At 63.9% G+C, this 22,449-nt stretch carries 15 protein-coding genes, 2 tRNA genes, 3 rRNA genes and 1 pseudogene; 8 read left to right on the top strand and 13 right to left on the bottom strand.

Features of this window, described 5'->3' with window-relative positions; translation table 11 throughout:
* Window positions 1-2 precede the first annotated feature (2 nt).
* Together GT347_RS03235 and paoA are read right to left on the bottom strand one after the other, a co-directional pair.
* Window positions 3-947 carry an FAD binding domain-containing protein gene (locus GT347_RS03235; protein ID WP_160550600.1) on the bottom strand — a complete coding sequence of 315 codons (945 nt, stop codon included), beginning with the start codon at window positions 945-947 and terminating at the stop codon, window positions 3-5.
* Window positions 944-1,618 (bottom strand): aldehyde dehydrogenase iron-sulfur subunit PaoA, encoded by a 675-nt coding sequence (gene paoA / locus GT347_RS03230; protein WP_160550599.1) that lies wholly within the window; start codon window positions 1,616-1,618, stop codon window positions 944-946. Before paoA ends, GT347_RS03235 begins: the two co-directional genes overlap by 4 nt.
* 536 nt (window positions 1,619-2,154) lie before the next feature.
* On the opposite strand from paoA, the gene GT347_RS03225 reads away from it, so the two are divergent.
* From GT347_RS03225 to rrf, 5 genes are all read left to right on the top strand, one after another.
* Window positions 2,155-3,687, top strand: a 16S ribosomal RNA gene (locus GT347_RS03225).
* Window positions 3,688-3,766: 79 nt separating this feature from the next.
* A tRNA-Ile gene (locus GT347_RS03220) sits at window positions 3,767-3,843 on the top strand.
* A gap of 43 nt (window positions 3,844-3,886) precedes the next feature.
* Window positions 3,887-3,962: transfer RNA gene (locus tag GT347_RS03215), tRNA-Ala, on the top strand.
* Between the two features lie 352 nt (window positions 3,963-4,314).
* Window positions 4,315-7,191: ribosomal RNA gene (locus GT347_RS03210) — 23S ribosomal RNA — on the top strand.
* 127 nt (window positions 7,192-7,318) lie between these two features.
* Window positions 7,319-7,431, top strand: a 5S ribosomal RNA gene (gene rrf, locus GT347_RS03205).
* The 16S, 23S and 5S rRNA genes sit together here with 2 tRNA genes alongside, the layout of an rRNA operon.
* Window positions 7,432-7,502: 71 nt before the next feature.
* Here the strand turns inward: rrf and GT347_RS03200 are convergent.
* The gene (locus tag GT347_RS03200; protein WP_160550598.1) at window positions 7,503-7,715 is read right to left on the bottom strand and encodes an oxidoreductase-like domain-containing protein; all 213 of its coding nucleotides are present in this window, start codon (window positions 7,713-7,715) and stop codon (window positions 7,503-7,505) included.
* A 122-nt stretch (window positions 7,716-7,837) separates the two neighbouring features.
* On the opposite strand from GT347_RS03200, the gene GT347_RS03195 reads away from it, so the two are divergent.
* Both GT347_RS03195 and ylqF read left to right on the top strand, forming a co-directional pair.
* Window positions 7,838-8,077: a hypothetical protein gene (locus GT347_RS03195; RefSeq protein ID WP_160550597.1), complete on the top strand. Its 240-nt coding sequence runs from the start codon at window positions 7,838-7,840 to the stop codon at window positions 8,075-8,077.
* Between the two features lie 102 nt (window positions 8,078-8,179).
* A complete protein-coding gene (ylqF, locus tag GT347_RS03190; RefSeq protein ID WP_160550596.1) occupies window positions 8,180-9,112 on the top strand; it encodes a ribosome biogenesis GTPase YlqF in 933 nt (310 codons plus the stop codon).
* Window positions 9,113-9,149: 37 nt separating this feature from the next.
* Here ylqF and GT347_RS03185 read toward each other — a convergent pair whose 3' ends face one another.
* From GT347_RS03185 to GT347_RS03155, 7 genes are all read right to left on the bottom strand, one after another.
* A complete protein-coding gene (locus GT347_RS03185; RefSeq protein ID WP_160550595.1) occupies window positions 9,150-10,169 on the bottom strand; it encodes an aromatic ring-hydroxylating oxygenase subunit alpha in 1,020 nt (339 codons plus the stop codon).
* 45 nt (window positions 10,170-10,214) lie between these two features.
* Window positions 10,215-10,670: a GNAT family N-acetyltransferase gene (locus GT347_RS03180; protein WP_160550594.1), complete on the bottom strand. Its 456-nt coding sequence runs from the start codon at window positions 10,668-10,670 to the stop codon at window positions 10,215-10,217.
* 25 nt (window positions 10,671-10,695) lie between these two features.
* The gene (locus tag GT347_RS03175) at window positions 10,696-10,980 is read right to left on the bottom strand and encodes a DUF1653 domain-containing protein (protein ID WP_160550593.1); all 285 of its coding nucleotides are present in this window, start codon (window positions 10,978-10,980) and stop codon (window positions 10,696-10,698) included.
* A 3-nt stretch (window positions 10,981-10,983) separates the two neighbouring features.
* Entirely contained in the window at window positions 10,984-12,771 is a 1,788-nt protein-coding gene (locus GT347_RS03170; RefSeq protein ID WP_229722655.1) for a methyl-accepting chemotaxis protein, read from the bottom strand.
* Between the two features lie 175 nt (window positions 12,772-12,946).
* Window positions 12,947-13,639 (bottom strand): response regulator, encoded by a 693-nt coding sequence (locus GT347_RS03165; protein WP_160550591.1) that lies wholly within the window; start codon window positions 13,637-13,639, stop codon window positions 12,947-12,949.
* On the bottom strand, window positions 13,636-16,392 hold the full coding sequence (locus tag GT347_RS03160; protein WP_160550590.1) for a DUF4118 domain-containing protein: 2,757 nt from the start codon (window positions 16,390-16,392) through the stop codon (window positions 13,636-13,638). Before GT347_RS03160 ends, GT347_RS03165 begins: the two co-directional genes overlap by 4 nt.
* 134 nt (window positions 16,393-16,526) lie before the next feature.
* Window positions 16,527-17,819: a D-amino acid dehydrogenase gene (locus tag GT347_RS03155; protein ID WP_229722653.1), complete on the bottom strand. Its 1,293-nt coding sequence runs from the start codon at window positions 17,817-17,819 to the stop codon at window positions 16,527-16,529.
* 130 nt (window positions 17,820-17,949) lie between these two features.
* Here GT347_RS03155 and GT347_RS03150 point away from each other — a divergent pair.
* Window positions 17,950-18,416, top strand: a pseudogene (locus GT347_RS03150) (winged helix-turn-helix transcriptional regulator).
* 613 nt (window positions 18,417-19,029) lie between these two features.
* On the opposite strand, the gene GT347_RS03145 reads toward GT347_RS03150, so the two are convergent.
* From GT347_RS03145 to GT347_RS03135, 3 genes are read right to left on the bottom strand one after another with little or no spacing between them, the layout of a single operon-like run.
* Entirely contained in the window at window positions 19,030-20,313 is a 1,284-nt protein-coding gene (locus GT347_RS03145) for an aspartate aminotransferase family protein (protein ID WP_160550588.1), read from the bottom strand.
* Window positions 20,300-21,409 carry a phosphotransferase gene (locus GT347_RS03140; RefSeq protein ID WP_160550587.1) on the bottom strand — a complete coding sequence of 370 codons (1,110 nt, stop codon included), beginning with the start codon at window positions 21,407-21,409 and terminating at the stop codon, window positions 20,300-20,302. Before GT347_RS03140 ends, GT347_RS03145 begins: the two co-directional genes overlap by 14 nt.
* A complete protein-coding gene (locus GT347_RS03135) occupies window positions 21,406-22,434 on the bottom strand; it encodes a histone deacetylase family protein (protein ID WP_160550586.1) in 1,029 nt (342 codons plus the stop codon). Before GT347_RS03135 ends, GT347_RS03140 begins: the two co-directional genes overlap by 4 nt.
* Between the last annotated feature and the right edge of the window lie 15 nt (window positions 22,435-22,449).

Below are 22,449 nucleotides of genomic sequence, written 5' to 3'. Positions count from 1 at the left end.
CATCAGGCCTTGGCTTCTTGCAGGACGGAGGCCAGCGTGCGTTGCACCAGCAAGGGCTTGAACGCGTTGTGTTCGCTGGTGCGGGCGCCTTGCAGCGTGGCTTGGGTGATGGCGATGGGATCGGTCGATTTTTCCGCCGCCTCCACCCGCCAGGGCTTGGGCGCCAGGCCGCCGTAGGCGAAGCGGCCGCTGCCGTCGGCCTGCACGATGGCGGCCACCGAGATCAGGGCGAAGGCGTAGGAGGCGCGGTCGCGTACCTTGCGATAGACATGCCTGCCGCCGACCGGGGCGGGGAGGGTGACGGCGGTGATCATTTCGCCAGCGGTCAGTGCCGTCTCTATATGAGGGGTGCTGCCCGGCATGCGGTGGAAGTCGGCGATGGGGATGCGGCGTGCGCTGCCGTCGGCGCGTACCGTCTCGACGGTGGCATCGAGCACCCGCATGCCGACCGCCATGTCGCTGGGATGCGTGGCGATGCAGTGCTCGCTGGTGCCCAGAATCGCCAGGTTGCGGTCGAAACCGCCGATGGCCGAGCAACCGCTGCCCGGCTGGCGTTTGTTGCAGGGCTTGGTGGTGTCGTAGAAGTAAGGGCAGCGGGTGCGTTGCAGCAGGTTGCCCGCCGTGGTGGCCTTGTTGCGCAACTGGCCGGATGCGCCGGCCAGCAGGGCGCGGCTGAGCACGGCGTAATCCTTTCGCACGCGAGCGTGGGCGGCCAGATCGGTGTTGCGCACCAGGGCGCCGATGCGCAGGCCGCCGTCGGAGGTGTCCTCGATGCGGTCGAGGCCGGTGCGGTTGATGTCGATGAGGTGGGTGGGCGTCTCGATCTGCAGCTTCATCAGGTCCAGCAGATTGGTGCCGCCGGCGATCAGCCTGGCCCCGGGCCTTGCCACGAGGGCGGAGGCTGCTTCAGCGGGCGAAGCGGCGCGTTCGTAGGTGAAGGCTTTCATGCCTGGCCTCCCGCGACTTCCTGGATCGCATCCAGGATGTTGGAGTAGGCGCCGCAGCGGCAGATGTTGCCGCTCATGCGTTCGCGGATTTCTTCTGCCGTCGCTTTCGGATTGGCGATCAGGTTGACACTCACATGGCTGGGAATGCCCGCTCGTATCTCGCCCAGCGTGGCCACGGCCGAGCAGACCTGGCCCGGCGTGCAGTAGCCGCACTGGAAACCGTCATGCTTGACGAAGGCCGCCTGCATCGGATGCAGCTGGCCGGGACGGCCCAGGCCTTCGATGGTGGTGATCTTGTCGCCCTCGTGCATCACGGCCAGCGTCAGGCAGCTGTTGATGCGGCGGTCGTTGACCATGACGGTGCAGGCGCCGCACTGGCCGTGATCGCATCCCTTCTTGGTGCCGGTGAGCTGGACATGCTCGCGCAGGGCATCGAGCAGTGTGGTGCGGGGATCGAGTCTCAGAGTGTGAGCGCGACCGTTGATATCCAGCGTCACGGACATGCCGGGCACTTGCGCATCGTCATTGGCTGCAGAAGCCTTGGGCGCTGGTGCGGTAGCGAGTTGAGCCTGCTGAGCCTGGGCGACATTGGCGAGCGTCGCGCTGCCGACGCCAGTGGCCAGGACGGCACGCCGCGTCACTTCCGGCGAATTTCCATGGGAAGGGGTCATCGTGGATTCCTTATGAGCTATCGCACCAACATAGTGGGCATCGTCGTCCTCCCATGTAGGACGATGCAGCCTGCAAGACGGCGCAATTTCCTGTGCTATAGTCACTGGCTCAGCACAACACAGTGCGCTGCATCTGCAGCAAGTTGGTTGCGCTGAATGGGTCGAAAAGTTTTTTACGGTTGTTTGACGAAAGTCGAAAAAGCAGTATAGAATTCGAGGCTCAGCAGAAAACGGCGAGCTGGAAGAAATTCAGCGAGTTGTTCGAAGCAAGTGAAAAAAAGTTTGACACGAACTTCAAAAACGGTGTAGAATTTAAGGCTCAGCTGATCGCAGCTAGCAAGTAAAACAGGGTGGCAAACGCTGCCGGGTTTTGCGGGAAATCTTTAAAAACTTACAGCCGATAAGCGTGGGCGTTTGAGAGGCGACTTGCCAAGGTTCACAGAACCAGAGAGTCTTAACTGACTCTCATCAAACGCTCATGAGAATAGAAGTGAAGTCACTTCAATTCCGTTTTTATGAGTAAAACAATCAAGATCGAACTGTAGAGTTTGATCCTGGCTCAGATTGAACGCTGGCGGCATGCCTTACACATGCAAGTCGAACGGTAACAGGTCTTCGGATGCTGACGAGTGGCGAACGGGTGAGTAATACATCGGAACGTGCCCGATCGTGGGGGATAACGCAGCGAAAGCTGTGCTAATACCGCATACGATCTACGGATGAAAGCGGGGGATCGCAAGACCTCGCGCGGACGGAGCGGCCGATGGCAGATTAGGTAGTTGGTGGGGTAAAGGCCTACCAAGCCTGCGATCTGTAGCTGGTCTGAGAGGACGACCAGCCACACTGGGACTGAGACACGGCCCAGACTCCTACGGGAGGCAGCAGTGGGGAATTTTGGACAATGGGCGCAAGCCTGATCCAGCAATGCCGCGTGCAGGATGAAGGCCTTCGGGTTGTAAACTGCTTTTGTACGGAACGAAAAGACTCGTCCTAATACGATGGGTCTATGACGGTACCGTAAGAATAAGCACCGGCTAACTACGTGCCAGCAGCCGCGGTAATACGTAGGGTGCAAGCGTTAATCGGAATTACTGGGCGTAAAGCGTGCGCAGGCGGTAATGTAAGACAGATGTGAAATCCCCGGGCTCAACCTGGGAACTGCATTTGTGACTGCATTGCTGGAGTGCGGCAGAGGGGGATGGAATTCCGCGTGTAGCAGTGAAATGCGTAGATATGCGGAGGAACACCGATGGCGAAGGCAATCCCCTGGGCCTGCACTGACGCTCATGCACGAAAGCGTGGGGAGCAAACAGGATTAGATACCCTGGTAGTCCACGCCCTAAACGATGTCAACTGGTTGTTGGGTCTTCATTGACTCAGTAACGAAGCTAACGCGTGAAGTTGACCGCCTGGGGAGTACGGCCGCAAGGTTGAAACTCAAAGGAATTGACGGGGACCCGCACAAGCGGTGGATGATGTGGTTTAATTCGATGCAACGCGAAAAACCTTACCCACCTTTGACATGTACGGAACTCGCCAGAGATGGCTTGGTGCTCGAAAGAGAACCGTAACACAGGTGCTGCATGGCTGTCGTCAGCTCGTGTCGTGAGATGTTGGGTTAAGTCCCGCAACGAGCGCAACCCTTGTCATTAGTTGCTACATTTAGTTGGGCACTCTAATGAGACTGCCGGTGATAAACCGGAGGAAGGTGGGGATGACGTCAAGTCCTCATGGCCCTTATAGGTGGGGCTACACACGTCATACAATGGCTGGTACAGAGGGTTGCCAACCCGCGAGGGGGAGCTAATCCCATAAAGCCAGTCGTAGTCCGGATCGCAGTCTGCAACTCGACTGCGTGAAGTCGGAATCGCTAGTAATCGCGGATCAGAATGTCGCGGTGAATACGTTCCCGGGTCTTGTACACACCGCCCGTCACACCATGGGAGCGGGTTCTGCCAGAAGTAGTTAGCCTAACCGTAAGGAGGGCGATTACCACGGCAGGGTTCGTGACTGGGGTGAAGTCGTAACAAGGTAGCCGTATCGGAAGGTGCGGCTGGATCACCTCCTTTCTGGAAAAACTAGCAGGTTTAGCGTTATTGAACGCCCACACTTATCGGTTGTTGGAAGAAGTCGAGTCACTCGGCGAATGGGTCTGTAGCTCAGCTGGTTAGAGCACTGTGTTGATAACGCAGGGGTCGTTGGTTCGAGCCCAACTAGACCCACCATTTCGGGTGACTGGATAGAAGAGATATGGCGTGAGGCCTTATTGGGGGATTAGCTCAGCTGGGAGAGCACCTGCTTTGCAAGCAGGGGGTCGTCGGTTCGATCCCGTCATCCTCCACCATTCTTCTTCGAAGTCAACAACAGATGCTTATGATTCTGGGATGAAATTCTGGGTTCAATACCAAAGCAGCTTTGCAAGAGGCTGTTTTGTTGTTGATCGTGATAGTGCGATTGATCGGCTGTTCTTTAAAAATTCATAGAGTCTAATCAGTGTTGCCGGCGGAAAGAGGACAAGTCCTCACCGTGCCGCCGGTGACATGAATTTTTGATTGCGTCAAAACGAATATTCAGACTAAGTCTGGAAATTCAAAGTATCGATCCGCAAGGGTCATACGGCATAACGCGTCAGGTGAAAGACCTGACAATTCCTTGATAGTGCGGCGATGTTTCGATGAGAGACGTCAAAGTTATAGGGTCAAGTGAATAAGAGCATGTGGTGGATGCCTTGGCGATGATAGGCGACGAAGGACGTGATAGCCTGCGATAAGCTTCGGGGAGCTGGCAAATTAGCTTTGATCCGGAGATTTCCGAATGGGGAAACCCACCCTTAGGGGTATCGCATGATGAATACATAGTCATGCGAGGCGAACCGGGTGAACTGAAACATCTCAGTAGCTCGAGGAAAAGACATCAACCGAGATTCCGAAAGTAGTGGCGAGCGAAATCGGAAGAGCCTGCTGGTGATAGCACGACGGTTAGCAAAATGATCTGGAAAGGTCAGCCATAGCAGGTGATAGCCCTGTATGCGAAAACCGACGTGTGGTACTAGGCCAGCGACAAGTAGGGCGGGACACGTGTAATCCTGTCTGAATATGGGGGGACCATCCTCCAAGGCTAAATACTCATCATCGACCGATAGTGAACTAGTACCGTGAGGGAAAGGCGAAAAGAACCCCGGGAGGGGAGTGAAATAGATCCTGAAACCGCATGCTTACAAAAAGTAGGAGCCCGCAAGGGTGACTGCGTACCTTTTGTATAATGGGTCAGCGACTTACATTCAGTGGCAAGGTTAACCGAATAGGGAAGCCGTAGAGAAATCGAGTCCGAATAGGGCGTCCAGTCGCTGGGTGTAGACCCGAAACCAAGTGATCTATCCATGGCCAGGATGAAGGTGCCGTAACAGGTACTGGAGGTCCGAACCGACTAGTGTTGCAAAACTAGCGGATGAGCTGTGGATAGGGGTGAAAGGCTAAACAAACTTGGAAATAGCTGGTTCTCTCCGAAAACTATTTAGGTAGTGCCTCAAGTATTACCTGCGGGGGTAGAGCACTGTTTTGGCTAGGGGGTCATGGCGACTTACCAAACCAAGGCAAACTCCGAATACCGCAGAGTACAGCTTGGGAGACAGAGCACCGGGTGCTAACGTCCGGACTCAAGAGGGAAACAACCCAGACCGCCAGCTAAGGTCCCTAAAATTGGCTAAGTGGGAAACGAAGTGGGAAGGCTAAAACAGTCAGGATGTTGGCTTAGAAGCAGCCATCATTTAAAGAAAGCGTAATAGCTCACTGATCGAGTCGTCCTGCGCGGAAGATGTAACGGGGCTAAGCCAGTTACCGAAGCTGCGGATGTGTCATTTATGGCACGTGGTAGGAGAGCGTTCTGTAGGCCTGTGAAGGTGTCTTGTAAAGGATGCTGGAGGTATCAGAAGTGCGAATGCTGACATGAGTAGCGTTAAAGGGGGTGAAAAGCCCCTCGCCGTAAGCGCAAGGTTTTCTACGCAACGTTCATCGGCGTAGAGTGAGTCGGCCCCTAAGGCGAGGCAGAGATGCGTAGCTGATGGGAAACAGGTCAATATTCCTGTACCGATCAATAGTGCGATGTGGGGACGGAGAAGGTTAGCTCAGCCAACTGTTGGACATGTTGGTTCAAGCCTGTAGTCGTGCCTGGTAGGCAAATCCGCCGGGCTTAGATGAGGGGTGATAACGAGTCTGCTTGCAGACGAAGTGAGTGATACCCTGCTTCCAGGAAAAGCCACTAAGCTTCAGCTATTGACGACCGTACCGCAAACCGACACTGGTGCGCGAGATGAGTATTCTAAGGCGCTTGAGAGAACTCGGGAGAAGGAACTCGGCAAATTGACACCGTAACTTCGGAAGAAGGTGTGCCTTTAGTAGGTGAAGGGATTTACTCCTGGAGCCCAATGAGGTTGCAAAAAATCGGTGGCTGCGACTGTTTATTAAAAACACAGCACTCTGCAAACACGAAAGTGGACGTATAGGGTGTGACGCCTGCCCGGTGCTGGAAGATTAAATGATGGGGTGCAAGCTCTTGATTGAAGTCCCAGTAAACGGCGGCCGTAACTATAACGGTCCTAAGGTAGCGAAATTCCTTGTCGGGTAAGTTCCGACCTGCACGAATGGCGTAACGATGGCCACACTGTCTCCTCCCGAGACTCAGCGAAGTTGAAATGTTTGTGATGATGCAATCTCCCCGCGGAAAGACGGAAAGACCCCATGAACCTTTACTGTAGCTTTGTATTGGACTTTGAACGGATCTGTGTAGGATAGGTGGGAGGCTTTGAAGTGCGGTCGCTAGATCGCATGGAGCCAACGTTGAAATACCACCCTGGTGCGTTTGAGGTTCTAACCTAGGTCCATTATCTGGATCGGGGACAGTGCATGGTAGGCAGTTTGACTGGGGCGGTCTCCTCCCAAAGCGTAACGGAGGAGTTCGAAGGTACGCTAGTTACGGTCGGACATCGTGACGATAGTGCAATGGCATAAGCGTGCTTAACTGCGAGACTGACAAGTCGAGCAGATGCGAAAGCAGGACATAGTGATCCGGTGGTTCTGTATGGAAGGGCCATCGCTCAACGGATAAAAGGTACTCTGGGGATAACAGGCTGATACCGCCCAAGAGTTCATATCGACGGCGGTGTTTGGCACCTCGATGTCGGCTCATCTCATCCTGGGGCTGTAGCCGGTCCCAAGGGTATGGCTGTTCGCCATTTAAAGAGGTACGTGAGCTGGGTTTAAAACGTCGTGAGACAGTTTGGTCCCTATCTTCCGTGGGCGCTGCAGATTTGAGGAAGCCTGCTCCTAGTACGAGAGGACCGGAGTGGACGCACCTCTGGTGTATCGGTTGTCACGCCAGTGGCATTGCCGAGTAGCTAAGTGCGGAAGAGATAACCGCTGAAAGCATCTAAGCGGGAAACTCGTTTCAAGATAAGATCTGCCGGGGCCTTGAGCCCCCTGAAGAGTCGTTCTAGACCAGGACGTTGATAGGTCAGGTGTGGAAGCGCAGTAATGCGTTAAGCTAACTGATACTAATTGCTCGTGCGGCTTGACCCTATAACTTTGATACACTGCCAGCGCAGATATCAGGGTGTTATGCCAAGACGTAATCAAAACACTCAAACTGATTTGACTCTATGAATTCGCTGTCCTGACCTCAAAACCAGGACGGCAACCCTTTATGCCTGATGACCATAGCGAGTTGGTACCACTCCTTCCCATCCCGAACAGGACAGTGAAACGACTCCGCGCCGATGATAGTGCGGGTTCCCGTGTGAAAGTAGGTCATCGTCAGGCTCTTACAGCCGCAAACGCCCCTCAGTCGAAAGATTGAGGGGCTTTTGTCTTTGGGGCGGCGGATTATTCAATCAATCCAGAAGCAGCAATGCTTCGTCGCGCCAATAAACGAATGCATTGAAAAAGCCCTCCCAGACGCAGCCATTGCAGCCTCTTCCGCAGCAGGTCGTGGGCTCGGGAGGTGGCGGCCGAAAATCGACGATGCCTTTTGTCTGCAGCCGTGCCAGCAGTTCCTGGGCAATGGCGCGCGAGGACGCCGCATCGGTCAATGGAATCAAGGCCATGTTGCGATCTTAGATGGCAGGTCTATGCCTTGTCACACCCGTGCAAAAGTCAGGTGCGGATCAGCCGGATGGGCTGATGCTGCGGCTATGGTTTGCGTCACAGTGTGAATTCGGAGTTTTCTATGGGCGAAGTGGCCTATCAACATGTACTCGGCAAGACGGTCGAGGCACTCACGGGCAAGCAGGCCTGGTTGGCGCAGTGCGATCTGGACAAGGTAGCGGTGGCGCTGGTGCTCAATCGGGCCGACTGGCTGCGCGAACTGGATTACACCCTGGTGGAGGCGACTGCACGGGTGGGGCCCGAGTGGCTCGCCCTGATGCCGCGGGTAGCCTATGCGGTGATGGGCTGCCAGACCCTCTGAGACGCCGATACCCAATGCCCGACAATCGGCGATGCGGGCGCCGAAACGTCGTGAGGTCCGCTCCGACCGACCTACCTCTTTTCTTCGAAAGTTTCCCGCCTCATGTCGATTCAGTGGTTCCCTGGCCATATGCACCTGACGCGCAAGGCCATCGCCGAACGCGTGAAAGAGATCGACGCCGTCATCGAAGTACTCGATGCGCGTATCCCGGGCTCCAGCGCCAATCCGCTGCTGGCCGAACTCACGGCGGGCAAGCCGGCACTGAAGGTGCTCAACAAGCAGGACCTGGCCGATCCGGAACGCACCACCGCCTGGCTGGCGTATTACAAGGCCCTGTCCGAGACCCAGGCGATCGCGCTCGACGCCAGCGAGTCGGCCCCGGCCCAGAAGATCGTCGCCGCCTGCCATGCGCTGGCACCCAACCGCGGCGGCATGGCCAAGCCGATGCGGGTGCTGATCTGCGGCGTGCCGAATGCGGGCAAGTCCACCCTCATCAACACCCTCACCGGCGTCAAGAAGGCCAAGACCGGCGACGAGGCGGGCATCACCCGGCTGGAGCAGCGCATCGTGCTGCAGGACGACTTCTACCTCTGGGACACCCCCGGCATGCTCTGGCCGCGCATCGCGCTGCCCGAGTCCGGCTATCGCCTGGCGGCGGCCGGCTCGATCGGCCGCAATGCCTATGACGAGGAACTGGTGGCGCTGGAGTTCCTGCAATACATCAAGCAGCCCTACGGGACCTTGCTGAAGGCGCGATTCCGCCTGCCAGAGACGCCCGAGGAGATCGCCGATCTGCGCGACGAGGATGTGCTCGAGCGCGTGGGCCGCCAACGCGGCGCCTTGCTCGGCAAGGGACGGGTCAATCTGCAGAAGGCCGCCGAGATCGTGATCCACGAATTCCGCTCCGCCACGCTGGGCCGCATGACGCTGGAAACGCCGGAGGAATTCACCGTCTGGCAGGCCCAGGCCGAGAAAGCGGATGCCGAGCGCGCCGCCAAAAAGGCCGATCGCAAGACCCGCATCAAGAGCCAATGATCCACTGCCCGGGGCGGACAGGAGTTCCAGGCATGGTTCAGGGCGTGACGCCGTAGCGCAGCCCCTGTGCGCGCAGATACCGCCGATAGTGCGCGGACAGCAGATCGGCCCGCTGCGCCTGTTCGGCGCGCATCTGCAGCGGCAGGCGCTGGGGGCGCTGCGATTCCAGGATGGGTTTGTCCTGAGCAAAGACGGTGTCCTGGAAAGCGCGCACCGCCTCGTCCGGCTCCGGCGATTTCACGCCCGAGAACACCATCCACACCTGCGACTGGTCCTCGGCCACCGGCTGGATGAACAGGGTGATGGCTTCGGCGATTTCCGAGCCCACGATCTGCTTGGTCAGGATGGCCGACAGCGGCCGCGAGATGCGGTAGCCGTAGACGACATCGGCCGTGCCTTGCGCCTGCAGATTGGCCTGCGGCTGCGACACCCGCATGCCCTCGGCACGTACGCCGGGCTGGGCGCTGTCATCGAGGAAGTCGTGCACCGTGTATTCCGGAATCTCGGTGTGGCCCGCATCGCCGAGGATGCCTTCGTGCACGAAGGAGAAATGCGCCATGTCGATGAAGTTCTCGACCACCCGTGGGGCACAGGCGCGTACCGCATAGGGACCGGCCATGATGTGGCGCAGCCGCGAGTCCTCGAATTCCGCATAGGGGATGACGGGACGGACCGGCGTGCCCAGGCAGACCCAGACCAGGCCGTAATGCTCCTGCACCGCATAAGCGCTCACCATGGGCGCGGCGGGCAGCGGCAGCGAGGGCTGGGCGGGTTTGAGCACGCAGCGGCCCTGGCCATCGAAGCGCCAGCCGTGGTACGGGCAGGCCAGCTGGTCGGCGACCACGCAGCCCAGCGAGAGCTTGGCACCGCGGTGCGGGCAGCGATCCTGCCATGCGTGGATGCTGCCGTCGGCGCGGCGCCAGAGCACGATGTCCTCTTCCAGCAGCCGCGCGGCCTGGGTCTGGCCCGCGTCTATCTGCTGGCTGAAAGCAACCGGATGCCAGTCGTTCCAGAGCAGTTCGTCGTGCACACGGGGCTTGTCGTCTTCGATCGTCATGGGCTGCCGGAGCAAATAGCGGTCCAGGCCGCGCGGGGCGGCGGCTCAGCCCAGCAGGTGCCGGTATTGCAGGAAGCCGGAGCGGTCGGCGACGCGGTCGTAGAGCTTCATCGCATCCTGGTTGGTCTCGTGCGTCAGCCAGTACACACGCGAAGCGCCGGCCATGCGGGCCTGTTCGTAGACATGTTCGATCAGCTGCCGGCCCGTGCCCTGGCCGCGCAGCTCCGGCGCCACGAACAGGTCCTGCAGGTAGCAGTAGGGGCCGTCGGTCCAGGTGGAGCGGTGGAAGATGTGGTGCACCAGGCCGATCGGCCGGCCGGCGCTCTCGGCCAGGGTGCAGTGCATCGGTTCGGCCGGATCGAGCAGCCGCGCCCAGGTCCGCTCGGTGACCGCCGGCGCGATCTCGACCTTGTAGAAGGCCTGGTAGCCCAGCCACAGGGTCAGCCAGGCCGGAAAGTCGCTCTGCTGGGCGGGACGAAGGACGAGGGCGCTGGATGTCATGGGCGAGGGTGTTGAAGAGCGGCGTTTAACCGGCCGTGCCCAGCGCCGGCACGCGGTCTTGCGCTCGTTGCGAATAGGCAGACAGATAACGGAAGCGCGGCTGCCATTCGCCATTGGCCTCGACCTGTTCCAGGAACATGGCCAGGGGCCGTGTCCACATGCCGGTGGCGTTGTAGAGCGGGCGGTAGATGACGAAAGCCTCCAGCGTTTCGCTGTGGCGTGCCACGCCGATCACCTCGTACTCACCACCCTTGTAGTGGTGGTAGCGGCCCAAGGGAATGGTCGGCAGCGGCGGAAGTTGGCTGGACATCGGTCAGAAGCTTTCCCAGTCGTCGTTCGACTCCGAGGCCGTGGCCTTGGCGCTGGCCGGCGCCGGGCTGCGCGCCGGAGCCGGCGCTGCGGCGGTGGGGCGGGCCAGGGCCTTGGCCACCGGCTTGGGTGCGGCGGCGGCAGCCGGCTTGCGCACGGCTGCCTGCACGGCCGGCGCGGCGGGACGGGCGGCCGCCACCGGCTTGGTTGCGGGCAGGGGCGCCGGCATCGGCGCGGCGGCGCGCATGGCGTGTCCGACACCGGTCTCGCCGATGCGGAAGTAGGCCACGGCCTGCACCAGCTGTTCGGCCTGCTGGCGCAGGCTGCCGGCGGCGGCTGCCGCCTCTTCGACCAGCGCGGCGTTCTGCTGCGTGACCTGGTCCATGTTGGTGACGGCCTCGCCGACCTGCTGCACGCCGGCGCTCTGTTCGCGGCTGGCGGCGCTGATCTCGGCGACCAGGTCGTTGACCTGGCGGATCGACTGCACCACGTTCTGCATGGTGGCGCCGGCCTTGTCGACCAGCTCGGTGCCCTGGTCGACACGTTCCACGCTGGTGCTGATCAGGGTCTTGATCTGCTTGGCGGCATCGGCGCTGCGCTGGGCCAGGCTGCGCACTTCGCTGGCCACGACCGCGAAGCCGCGGCCCTGTTCACCCGCGCGGGCGGCTTCCACGGCGGCGTTCAGCGCCAGGATGTTGGTCTGGAAGGCGATGCCGTCGATCACCGAGATGATGTCGCTGATGCGCTGCGAGCTCTCGTTGATGCCCTTCATGGTCTGCACCACCTGGCCCACCACGTCGCCGCCCTGCTGGGCCAGGGTGGAGGTGCCGGAGGCCAGCTGGCTGGCCTGCTGGGCGTTGTCGGCGTTCTGGCGCACGGTGGAGTTGAGTTCCTCCATCGAGGCGGCGGTCTCTTCCAGGGCCGAAGCCTGTTGTTCGGTGCGGCCCGACAGGTCGTCGTTGCCCTGGGCGATCTGGGCGCTGGCGGTGGCCACGCCTTCTGCATTGCCGCGCACTTCGCCGACCACATTGGCCAGGCGCTGGCGCATGTTTTCCAGCGACTTGAGCAACTGGCCGATCTCGTCGGTGCCTTGGGCGGAGACGGCCACCGTCAGGTCGCCGTCGGCCATGCGGTTGGTCGCCTCGCTGGCCAGGCGCAGGGAGTTGACGGTCATGCGGGTCAGCAGCGTGGCCAGGATGGCCGCCAGCGCCAGGCAGATGACCAGGGTGGCGATGATGGTGGTCTCGCCGCTGGCCTGTGTCGAAACGGCCGTGGCGGCTGCTTCGTCGGCCTGCTTGCGGTTGATCGCTACCAGTGCTTCCAGCGCGCGGTTGACGCCAGCGAAAAGTTCGCGCGACTCGTTCATGTAGTAGACCGTGCCGGCGTTCAGCGAGTCGAGATCCCGGCCGACCGCCAGGATGCGCTTGCGCGACGCGCCATAGGCCTGGCCGGCGGCGCGCAGCTTGTCGAAGGCCTGCTGTTCCTCGGGCGAAGCCACCATGGGGGCGTATTTCTGCTCGATCTTGGCCATGTTGCCGTCGCGATCGGCCATCGCGGTCAACACAATCTTGCGGTTTTCGGGCGGCAGTTCGAGCAGCACCTGCGCTTCGCTGCGGCGGAAGAAGTTGAGCTCCTGCGCATAGTCGTTGAGCAGGGTGATGCTCGGCAGGTTGTTGCGTGCGATCGAATCCGTCTGCTCGCCCAGACGGTTCAGCGACAGCCAGGAAACCACGCCCAGGATCAAGGTCAGCAGGACGATGATGGCGAAGGAGAACGCCAACTTGAGCGCCATGGGGAGATTGGAAAATTTCATGCGCGAGGGTGCCGAGTCGGAAAAATCTCCGGACGAATCCGGGCTAAGCCCGAACTCTACGTAAAAAGATGTTTTTTACGTTAGCTTTTCCTTACTGCGCGGCCGATTTGCGGGGAAAAACCGACAGCCTGTACCACTTCCTGTTGGCGCGCCCCTACAGCACCAGCCGGTAGCCGACCGCGTTCTCGCTCAGGAAATGGCGCGGCTGGGCCGGATCGGCTTCCAGCTTCTTGCGCAGATTGCCCATGTAGATACGGGTGTAGTGCGTCTGCTCCGCGTGCGCCGGCCCCCAGACGGCCAGCAGCAGTTGGCGATGGGTCAGCACCCGGCCGGCATGCGCGGCCAGGGTGGAGAGCAGGCGGAACTCGATCGGCGTGAGGTGCACCTGCGTGCCGGCACGCCGCACCTGGCGGGCCGCCAGGTCGAGTTCCACATCGCCGAAGCGCAGCAGGGCCGATTCCGCCGCCCCATCGCCGCCCGGCCGCGGCCGGCGCCGGATCGCACGCAGCCGCGCCATCAGTTCGCCCATGCCGAAGGGCTTGGTCAGATAGTCGTCGGCACCGGCGTCCAGTGCGCGGATCTTGTCCTGCTCGTCGCTGCGCGCCGACAGCACCAGGATGGCCACGGTGGACCAGGCGCGCACCGCCTCGATCACGGACACGCCGTCGGCATCCGGCAGGCCCAGGTCCAGCACCAGCAGGTCGGGCTTGCGGGTGCCGGCCTCGACGATGCCGCGTTCGGCGGTGGCCGCCTCATGCACCGTCCAGCCTTGCTGCTCCAGCGCGCTGCGGATGAAGGTTCGGATCTGCGGTTCGTCCTCGACGACCACGGCCACGGGCGTGTTCATGGCCGCGATCTTGCCATCGGTGCCATCTCGTCGGGCTCGGCCAGGGCGGGCGGCGCGCGGCGCGGCAGCTGCACGGCGAATTCGGCGCCGCCGCCGGGCGCGTTGGCCGCGACGATGCTGCCGCCATGGGCCGCGACGACCTCGCGGCAGATCGCCAGGCCCAGGCCCACCCCCGGTGTGCCGGATTCGACCGCGCCGCGGGTGAACATGGCGAACAGGTCCTGCGATCCTTCCGGCGGCAGGCCCGGGCCGTGGTCGCGCACCGTGATCGTCAGGCTGTCCGCGTCCGCCCGGGCTGCCATCACGATGGGCGGCGCGCCGTACTTGGCGGCGTTCTCCAGCAGATTGACCAGCACCCGCTCCATCAGCGCTGCATCGAACTCCACCAGCGGCAGATCGGCCGGCAGCTCGGTGCGCACCGCGATCTCGCCCAGGGCCGGTGCAGCGGCGCGGATGGCGTTGCCCACCGCTTCCTCCACCGACTGCCAGTCCAGCCGCAGATGCAGCGCGCCGCTCTGCAGCCGCGCCATGTCCAGCAGGTTGAGCACCAGCCCCTGCATCTGCCGGGCGGTCAGCACCATGCCGGCCAGCAGGCGCTCGCGGCTGGCCTCGGGCAGCGCGGCGCCGCCGGCCTGCAGGGCCTGCGCCTGGCCCAGCAACGCGGTCAGCGGCGTGCGGATGTCGTGCGACATGGCGGCCAGCAAGGTGTTGCGCAGGCGTTCTGACTCCATCTGCACGACGGCCTGGCGGGCGATGTCCACGTAATGCACCCGCTCCAGCGCGATCGCGATCTGCCGCGCCAGCGTGCCCAGCAGCTGCTGCTGGCCCGGAATCAGCAGCCAGCGCGCCTGCTCGGGCCGGCAGGCCAGCACGCCGCGGATGCGCATGGGCGCGGCCAGCGGCAGGTAATGCCAGTCCTGGGCGGAGAGCGTGGCCGTGGCCAGGCCCGCCGGCTGGCCGTGCCGGTAGACCCAGTCGGCCACACTTGCATCGATGCCGGGCGGCAGTTCGGCGAGGGCGGGCAGGCGGTCGTGCTCGTCGGCCACCAGCACATGGGCCTGGCCGCCGAAGCTGCGCCGCACCGCCGCCTCGCCCAGCTCGGCGATCTGCTGCGGCAGCAGGGCGGCCGACAGGTCGCGCGACAGTTCGAACAGGCTCTGCGCCCGGGTCTCGCGGCTGCCGGCCAGCCGGGCCTGGAACCGCAAACCGGCGGTGAGCTGGCCGATCAGCAGGCCCACGCCCAGCATCACCGCGAAGGTCACCAGGTACTGCACGTCGCTGACCGAGAAGGACAGGCGCGGTGGAACGAAGAAGAAATCGAAGGCCAGCACGTTCAGCAGCGCCGCCAGTCCGGCCGGCCCGCGGCCGAAACGCACGGCGACCAGCACCACGCCCAGCAGGAAGAGCATCACCAGGTTGGCCAGCTCGAAGGCGCCGCCCAGGCCCTGCAGCGCCACGGTCAGCAGCAGGCTGGTGGCGCAGGCCCAGGCGTAGCCCGGCCAGCGCTGGCGCTGGTGGCGGGTGTCCGCCAGCTCGGCGGGCAGGGCGCTGCCCAGGCGGCGTGTGCTGGTCGCGGCGGCGACTTCCAGGATGTCCAGTTCGGGCGCCTGCAAGGCCAGGTGCTCGCGCAGGCCGTGGCCCGCCGCCAGGCGCCGCAGCCAGCCGCGCCAGCCCGCGGCCGGGGTGGCGCGGCCCATCACCAGCGTGCTGAAGCCGTGTTCCCGTGCATGGGCGGCCAGGGCCTGCGCCACGTCGGCGCCGGTCAGCACGGCGGTGCGCGCACCCAGCGACTCGGCCAGCTTCAGCACGGCCAAAGTGCGGTCGCGTTCGGCGGCGGGCAGGGCCTGCAGGCGCGGGGTTTCCACAAACACGGCAGCCCAGTGCTGGTTGCGCTGCACCGCCAGCCGCGCGGCCGAGCGCACCGCCTGCTCGGCGCCGGGCTGCGGGCCGACGCAGCAGAGCACCGCGTCCGAGCCCGCGCCGCTGCCGACGGCCCGCTGGCCCTCGCGCGGCGTCTCCACCCGCCAGTGCTGGCGCTGGTCGCCCACCCGCTCGGCGGTGCGGCGCAGGGCGATCTCGCGCAGCGCCATCAGATTGCCCTTGCGAAAGAAGTTCTGCGCCGCGCGTTCGGCCTGCTGCGGCAGATAGACCTTGCCGGCCTGCAGGCGCGCCACCAGTTCGTCGGGCGTGACGTCGATCAGCACCAGCTCGTCGGCATCGTCGAAGACGGTGTCGGGCACCGTCTCCTGCACCCGGATGCCGGTGATGGCGCCCACCGTGCCGTTGAGGCTTTCCAGGTGCTGCACATTGAGCGCGGTCCAGACCTCGATGCCGGCCTCGCGCAGCTCCTGCACGTCCTGCCAGCGTTTGTCGTGGCGCGAGCCGGGGGCGTTGGAATGCGCCAGCTCGTCGACCAGCAGGATCTCCGGATGGCGCGCCAGCGCCGCGTCCAGGTCGAACTCGGGCAGGCTGCGGCCGCGATGGGGCAGGGCGCGCGGTGCCATGGTTTCCAGGCCGGTGGCCAGCTCGGCGGTGTCCGCGCGGCCGTGGGTCTCCACCACGCCGACGACCACGTCGCGCCCCGCGGCCTGCTCGCGCCTGGCCGCGCCCAGCATGGCGAAGGTCTTGCCCACGCCGGCATTGGCGCCGAAGTAGATGCGCAGCCGGCCGCGCCGGGCGCGCTGGTCCTCGCGCTGGAGCTGGATCAGCAAGGCGTCCGGATCGGGACGCGTCGGAGGAGCGGAGGCGGACATGGCCGCATCTTAGAAGGCGGCCGTAGGCGTGCCGCCCTATTGCCCGCCGCTGTGCCGCATGGGAAGGTGGGACCGCGCCTTGCCGCTTTATCCAGGAGGCCCGATGTTCACCATGCTGATCGCACTGCTCTGGTTCACGCTGCGGCGGGATGCGCCGGCACCCGACCTGGCCTAGCGCGGCCATAACGCGCCAGGCCCAGGCCTTCCAGGTCTATTTCCGCCGCGCGGCCCGAGACGATGTCGGCCAGCACCCGGCCGGAGCCGCAGGCCATGGTCCAGCCGAGCGTGCCGTGGCCGGTGTTCAGGAACAGGTTGGCATAGGGCGTGGCGCCGACGATGGGTGTGCCGTCCGGCGTCATCGGCCGCAGGCCGGTCCAGAAGCTGGCGCGGGCGATGTCGCCGCCGGGGAACAGGTCCTGCACCACCATCTCCAGCGTGGCGCGGCGGCGCGGGTCCAGCCGCAGGTCGAAGCCGGCCAGCTCGGCCATGCCGCCGACGCGGATGCGGTCGTCGAAGCGGGTGACGGCGATCTTGTAGGTCTCGTCCAGCACGGTGGAGACGGGAGCCAGTGCCGGGTCCACCAGCGGCACGGTCAGCGAATAGCCCTTGACCGGGTATACCGGCAGGTCCAGCCCCAGCGGCTGCAGCAGCTGGCGCGAGTAGCTGCCGAAGGCCATCACGTAGCGGTCGGCCACCAGGCGTTCCTGGCCGATGCGCACGGCGCTCACCCGGTCGCCGGTGGTCTCGATACCGGTCACGTCCTGGCCGAAGCGGAACTGCACGCCGGCCTTTCGCGCCAGTTCGGCCAGGGCCTTGGTGAAGAGATGGCAGTCGCCGGTCTCGTCGCCCGGCAGGCGCAGGCCGCCGGCCAGCGGCTGGCCGCGGCTGGCGAGGGCGGGTTCGACGCGGGCGAGCTGGTCCGGGCCCAGCACTTCGTAATCCACGCCGCAGGCCTTGAGCACCTCGACGTCGCGGCCCACCGCATCCATCTGCTGCTGGCTGCGGAACAGCTGCAGCGTGCCGCCGGTGCGCTGTTCGTAGGCGATGCCGGTGTCGGCACGCAGCTCGCGCAGGCAGTCGCGGCTGTATTCGGCCAGCCGCATCATGCGGGCCTTGTTGATGGCGTAGCGCCCTGCGGTGCAGTTGCGCAGCATCTGGGCGATCCAGCGCAGCTGGTACAGGCTGCCATCGGGGCGGATCGCCAGCGGTGCGTGTTCCTCGAACATCCACTTCAGCGCCTTCAGCGGAATGCCAGGCGCGGCCCAGGGCGCCGAATAGCCGGGCGAGACCTGGCCGGCGTTGGCGAAGCTGGTTTCCAGGGCGGGGCCGTCCTGGCGGTCGATCACCGTGACCTCCGCTCCGGCGCGGGCGAGGTAGTAGGCCGAGGCGGTGCCGACGACGCCGCTGCCGAGGACGATGACTTTCATGGCGTGGGTCTTTCGAATTTCCGGGGAATCCAGAAGTCTAGGAATGCCCATCTAGTGGAATCCGCTGTTTTTTTGGTGATATGTTCGCCAATCCGCTTATTTTTTGGTGCGGCCCCCATCCGCCGAGTGAATGTTCGAACCCGACCGAATCGACCGCAGGATCCTCGACCTCCTGCAGCGCCAGGGGCGCATTTCCATGACCGAGCTGGCCGAGAAGGTGGGGCTGTCGGCCACGCCCTGCACCGAGCGGGTCCGGCGCATGGAGCGTGAAGGGGTGATCACCGGCTATGCCGCTCGGGTGGCTCCTGAGGCCTTGGGCAAGACCTTGCTGGTGTTTGTGGAGATCAAGCTGGCTGCCAAATCGGGGGATGTCTTCGATAAGGTGCGCAAGGAGTTGCTGCATATGCCTGAGGTGATGGAGTGCCATCTGGTGTCGGGTGATTTTGATTATCTTGTGAAGTTTCGGTTGGGGGGATGGGGGAGTATCGGCATCTGCTGGGGGATATTTTGAAGAAGTTGCCGGTTAGTGCGGAATCTCGGAGTTATGTGGTGATGGAGGAGGTTAAGGAGAGTCTCTTTTTGGCTACTGATCGGTGATTGGTTTTTTGGGGTTCTTATTTACTTCTTCTACTCCTACCGAGGGTGGAGGTGGGGCTGGCGTCGCCCCACACCCCCGGTAACTTTCTTTCCATTGAAAGAAAGTCACCAAAGAAAAATTAGAAAGCGGGATCGGGGACGGGCTTTCGCCCGGGTCGGGCCTTTGTTTCGCTTCGCTTCACTCGGCTCTCCGCATGGCGATTTGATCTCAGCAACGATTGCAAAAGCTCGAGGATCGGGACGCTCGTTCGCCAAAAGCTTCACGCTCAGCCAACCGACAAGTTTGATCAAGCGCCGCGCCCAATCCGCTGGAAGCCGCCAGTGCGCCAAAACAAGCGCCCACCAACCGCGTCAGTGCGTGAAGCTTTTGGCGAACGAGCGGCCCGAACCTCGAGCATTCGTTCCAGTTGCTGAGCCCACTACGCCATGCCGAGAGCCGAGTGGAGCGTCAGCGGAACAATGGCCCGACCCGGGCGAAAGCCCGTCCCCGATCCCGCTTTTTAATTTTTCTTTGGTGACTTTCTTTCAATGGAAAGAAAGTTACCGGGGGTGTGGGGCGACGCCAGCCCCACCTCCACCCTCCGTAGGAGTAGAAGAAGTAAAAACCGATTAACTAAAAGAGAGACCCAAGCACAAAATCAACCCGAGAAACCAGCAAATCCGCATGCTCCCGAGTGAAGACCAGAGGCGGCCGAATCTTCAACACATGAGCGGTCTCACCGGTGGCGCTCAGCAGCACCCCATTGCGGCGCAGGCCGTTGACGACCTGAGCAGCCTCGGCAGTAGCAGGCGTGCGCAAGACGCGATCCGTGACCAGCTCCAGCCCGATGAACAGCCCCGCGCCGCGCACCTCGCCGACCAGCGCATGTTTATCGGCCAGCGATACCAGTCCGGCCCGCAGATAGGCCCCCACCTCCAGCGCATTGCGCTGCAGCTCCTGCCCCTGGATCACATCCAGCACCGCAGCAGCAGCAGCCATCGAAACGGGGTTCCCGCCAAAGGTATTGAAGTAGCGAGACTGCCGCCCGAACGCAGCCATCACCTCAGGCCGAACAGCCATCCCCGCCACCGGATGCCCGTTGCCCATGGGTTTGCCCATGGTGACCATGTCCGGCACGATGCCGTGGCGCTGAAAGCCCCAGAAGCACTCCCCGGTGCGCGCGAACCCGGGCTGCACCTCATCGGCGATGAACACACCGCCCGCCTCGTGAATCGCCTCCACCGCCTCGCGCAGGAAGCCCGCTGGCTCGGTGAATATCCCGTCGCTGGAGAACACCGTATCCACCATCAGCGCCGCCGCCTTGATGCCATGCGCCTTCAGGTCCGCGACCGCAGCCCGCACACCCTCTGCGAACACCCGCCCGCAGTCCTCGGCCGACTGCCCCGGCAGCGGCGCGGGCGCCGGCACGGTGCGCACATTGGCGCCCAGCACGATGTGCTGGCCCAGGGAGGGCGAGGCCTCCGCGATGGCGGACGTGACCCCGTGGTACGCCCAGTGCGTCACGATCAGCCCGGTGCCGCCGGTATGCGCCCGCGCCACCCGCATCGCCAAGTCGTTGGCCTCGCTGCCGGTGCAGGTAAAGGTGGCGTGGCCCAGTTCCGGCGGCAGGGTGGCGAGCAGGCGCTCGGCATAGTCCAGCACGCCTTCGTGCAGGTAGCGGGTGTGGGTGTTCAGCGTGGACGCCTGGCGGGCGATGGCCTCCACCACCTCGGGCCGGGCATGGCCCACGCAGACCACGTTGTTGTAGGCATCCAGCCAGGGCTTGCCGGCGGCGTCGTAGAGCCACACGCCCTCGCCGCGCACGGGATGGAAGGGCTCCTCGTAGAACAGGCGGTAGGCGGGGCCCAGCAGGCGGGCGCGGCGTTCGAGCAGGGCTTGGTCTTCAGGCGGCAGCATTCGTTTCCTCGGATGTTCGGACGGCGCGGCAGGCCGCGGCGATGGCCTCGTGCGCTTGTTCGGGCGAATAGGCGGCGATGGCCCGCAGCCGCGCCCAGGAGATGGCGTTGTTACGCAGCAGGTAGGCCGCGTTGTCGGGATGGCGCGCGGCACGCCAGCCGCTGATGGCCACCACCATGGACAGGCGTGCGCGGATCATCTCCAGCAGCAGCGACATCTCGATGTCCTGCAGCGGCGACACCGCGTGGTAGGCGGCGGCGAACTCGGCGATGGTGGCCAGCGCGTCGCCCTGTTCGTCCAGCTGGTAGGAGGCGGCCACGGCCAGGTCGTCCAGCACCGGCGCCTCTACCATGTCGCCGAAGTCCAGGATGGCCGAGACCCGGTCGGGCGCGGCCGGGTCCACCAGCAGGTTGTAGATGTTGAAGTCGTTGTGGATGGGCTGGCGGCGCAGGGCGGGCAGCACCGGCTTGGCGCGCGACTCGAAGCTGTCCAGCGCGCCGTGGGCCAGGGCGCGGCGTTCGGCGTCGGGCACGTAGTCGAGCAGGGCGCGCACGCGGTCGGCGCGCTGGATGTCCCAGGGCAGTTCCTTCTCGCCGGCCGGATGCCAGAGGCGCGACAGGGCGATGTCCAGCCGGGCCAGCGTGCCGGCCACGTCGCGGCGCTGGGCGGCGGTGCGCGGCGCCTGGGGCATGGGCATGCCTTCGAGGTAGCTGAAGAGGCGGACCACACGCGGCCGGCCCTGTTCGTCGGGCAGCAGCACCGAGGGTTGCTCGCCCAGCGTGGGCAGCAGGCGCTGCACCGGCAGCTCGGGATCGACCTGGGCGATGTGCAGCAGGGCCTGGGTCTGGAAGTCGGCCACCACCGGGTCTTCGTCCGGATGCGAGACCTTGAGCATGCAGCGCCGTCCGTTGGGCAGGTCGACGCGGAAGTTGGAATCGCGCTCGCCGGTCAGCAGCTTGAATTCGCCGCGCAGGCCGTATTGCGCGGCCAGGGCGGTTTCGGCCCAGGCCTGTTCGACGGGTGCGGCGGCGGCGGTGAGCACCGCCGCCTCGGGCAGGGCCGCGCGGATCGCGGCGTCGTGGTCCACCACCGTCATGCCGCGCCCGTGAAGCCGCTGAGCGCGCTGCTGAGGTTGGGGCCCAGGTCTTCCGACAGGTAGCCGCCTTCCTGCACCAGCACGGTGGGCAGGCCCAGGCGGGCGATCTCGGCCAGGATGGTGGAGAAGCCGGCCGTGCTCACCGCCAGGGCCTGGTAGGGATCGTGCTCGTGCGCATCCAGCCCCAGGGCGACCACCAGCGCGCCCGGCGCGAAGGCGCGGATGGCCTGGTGCGCCTTGCCCAGGGCCTGCAGGAAACCGGCGTCCGGCGTGCCCTTGGCCAGCGGCAGGTTGAGGTTGTAGCCCTCGCCTTCGCCCTCGCCGATCTCGTGCGCATGGCCGGTGAAGAAGGGCGTGCAGAAATGCGGGTCGCCATGCAGCGAGACGGTCAGCACATCCTTGCGGCGCCAGAAGATGCCCTGCGTGCCGTTGCCGTGGTGCACGTCGATGTCGAGGATGGCCACCCGGTCGTGCTGCTGGCGCAGATGCTGCGCGGCGATGGCGGCGTTGTTCAGGTAGGTGAAGCCGTTGGCGCGGTCGGCATAGGCATGGTGGCCGGGCGGGCGGCACAGGGCGTAGGCGGCGCGTTCGCCGTCCATCACCAGCTGGGCCGCATGGGTGGCGACATGGGCCGACCAGGTGGCGGCCTCCCAGGTGTTCCTGCCGACCGAGCAGGCCATGTCGGCGAGGTGCCAGCCGGCCTGGCCGACCAGGCTGTCCGGATAGCTCGCGGGCTGGCCGGGGAAGGGGTGCACATTGGGCATGACCTCTTCCGAGGCATCCGGCAGCTCCTGCCAGCGCGCCCAGGCGGTCTCCAGGAAATGCAGGTAGCGGGGCGTGTGGATGGCGGCGCGCGGGCCGGGGCCGAAGTCCTCGGGCGACACGACTTCATGGCCCAGCGCGGTGGCTGCGGCCAGCAGGCGGTGGGCGCGCTCGGGCTGCTCGTTGCTGCGTTTCATGCGGCCGCGCACGATGAACTGCTGCGGGTCGTGGCCGATGTGGTGGTCGCTGTAGATGACTTTCATGTTGTTGTTCCTTGC

The sequence above is a fragment of the Xylophilus rhododendri genome (assembly GCF_009906855.1).
In the GTDB taxonomy this organism is placed as follows: Bacteria; Pseudomonadota; Gammaproteobacteria; order Burkholderiales; family Burkholderiaceae_C; genus Xylophilus; species Xylophilus rhododendri.
The sequence above is the reverse complement of the archived record's forward strand: the minus strand, read 5'-3'. Positions and strand labels throughout refer to the sequence as shown.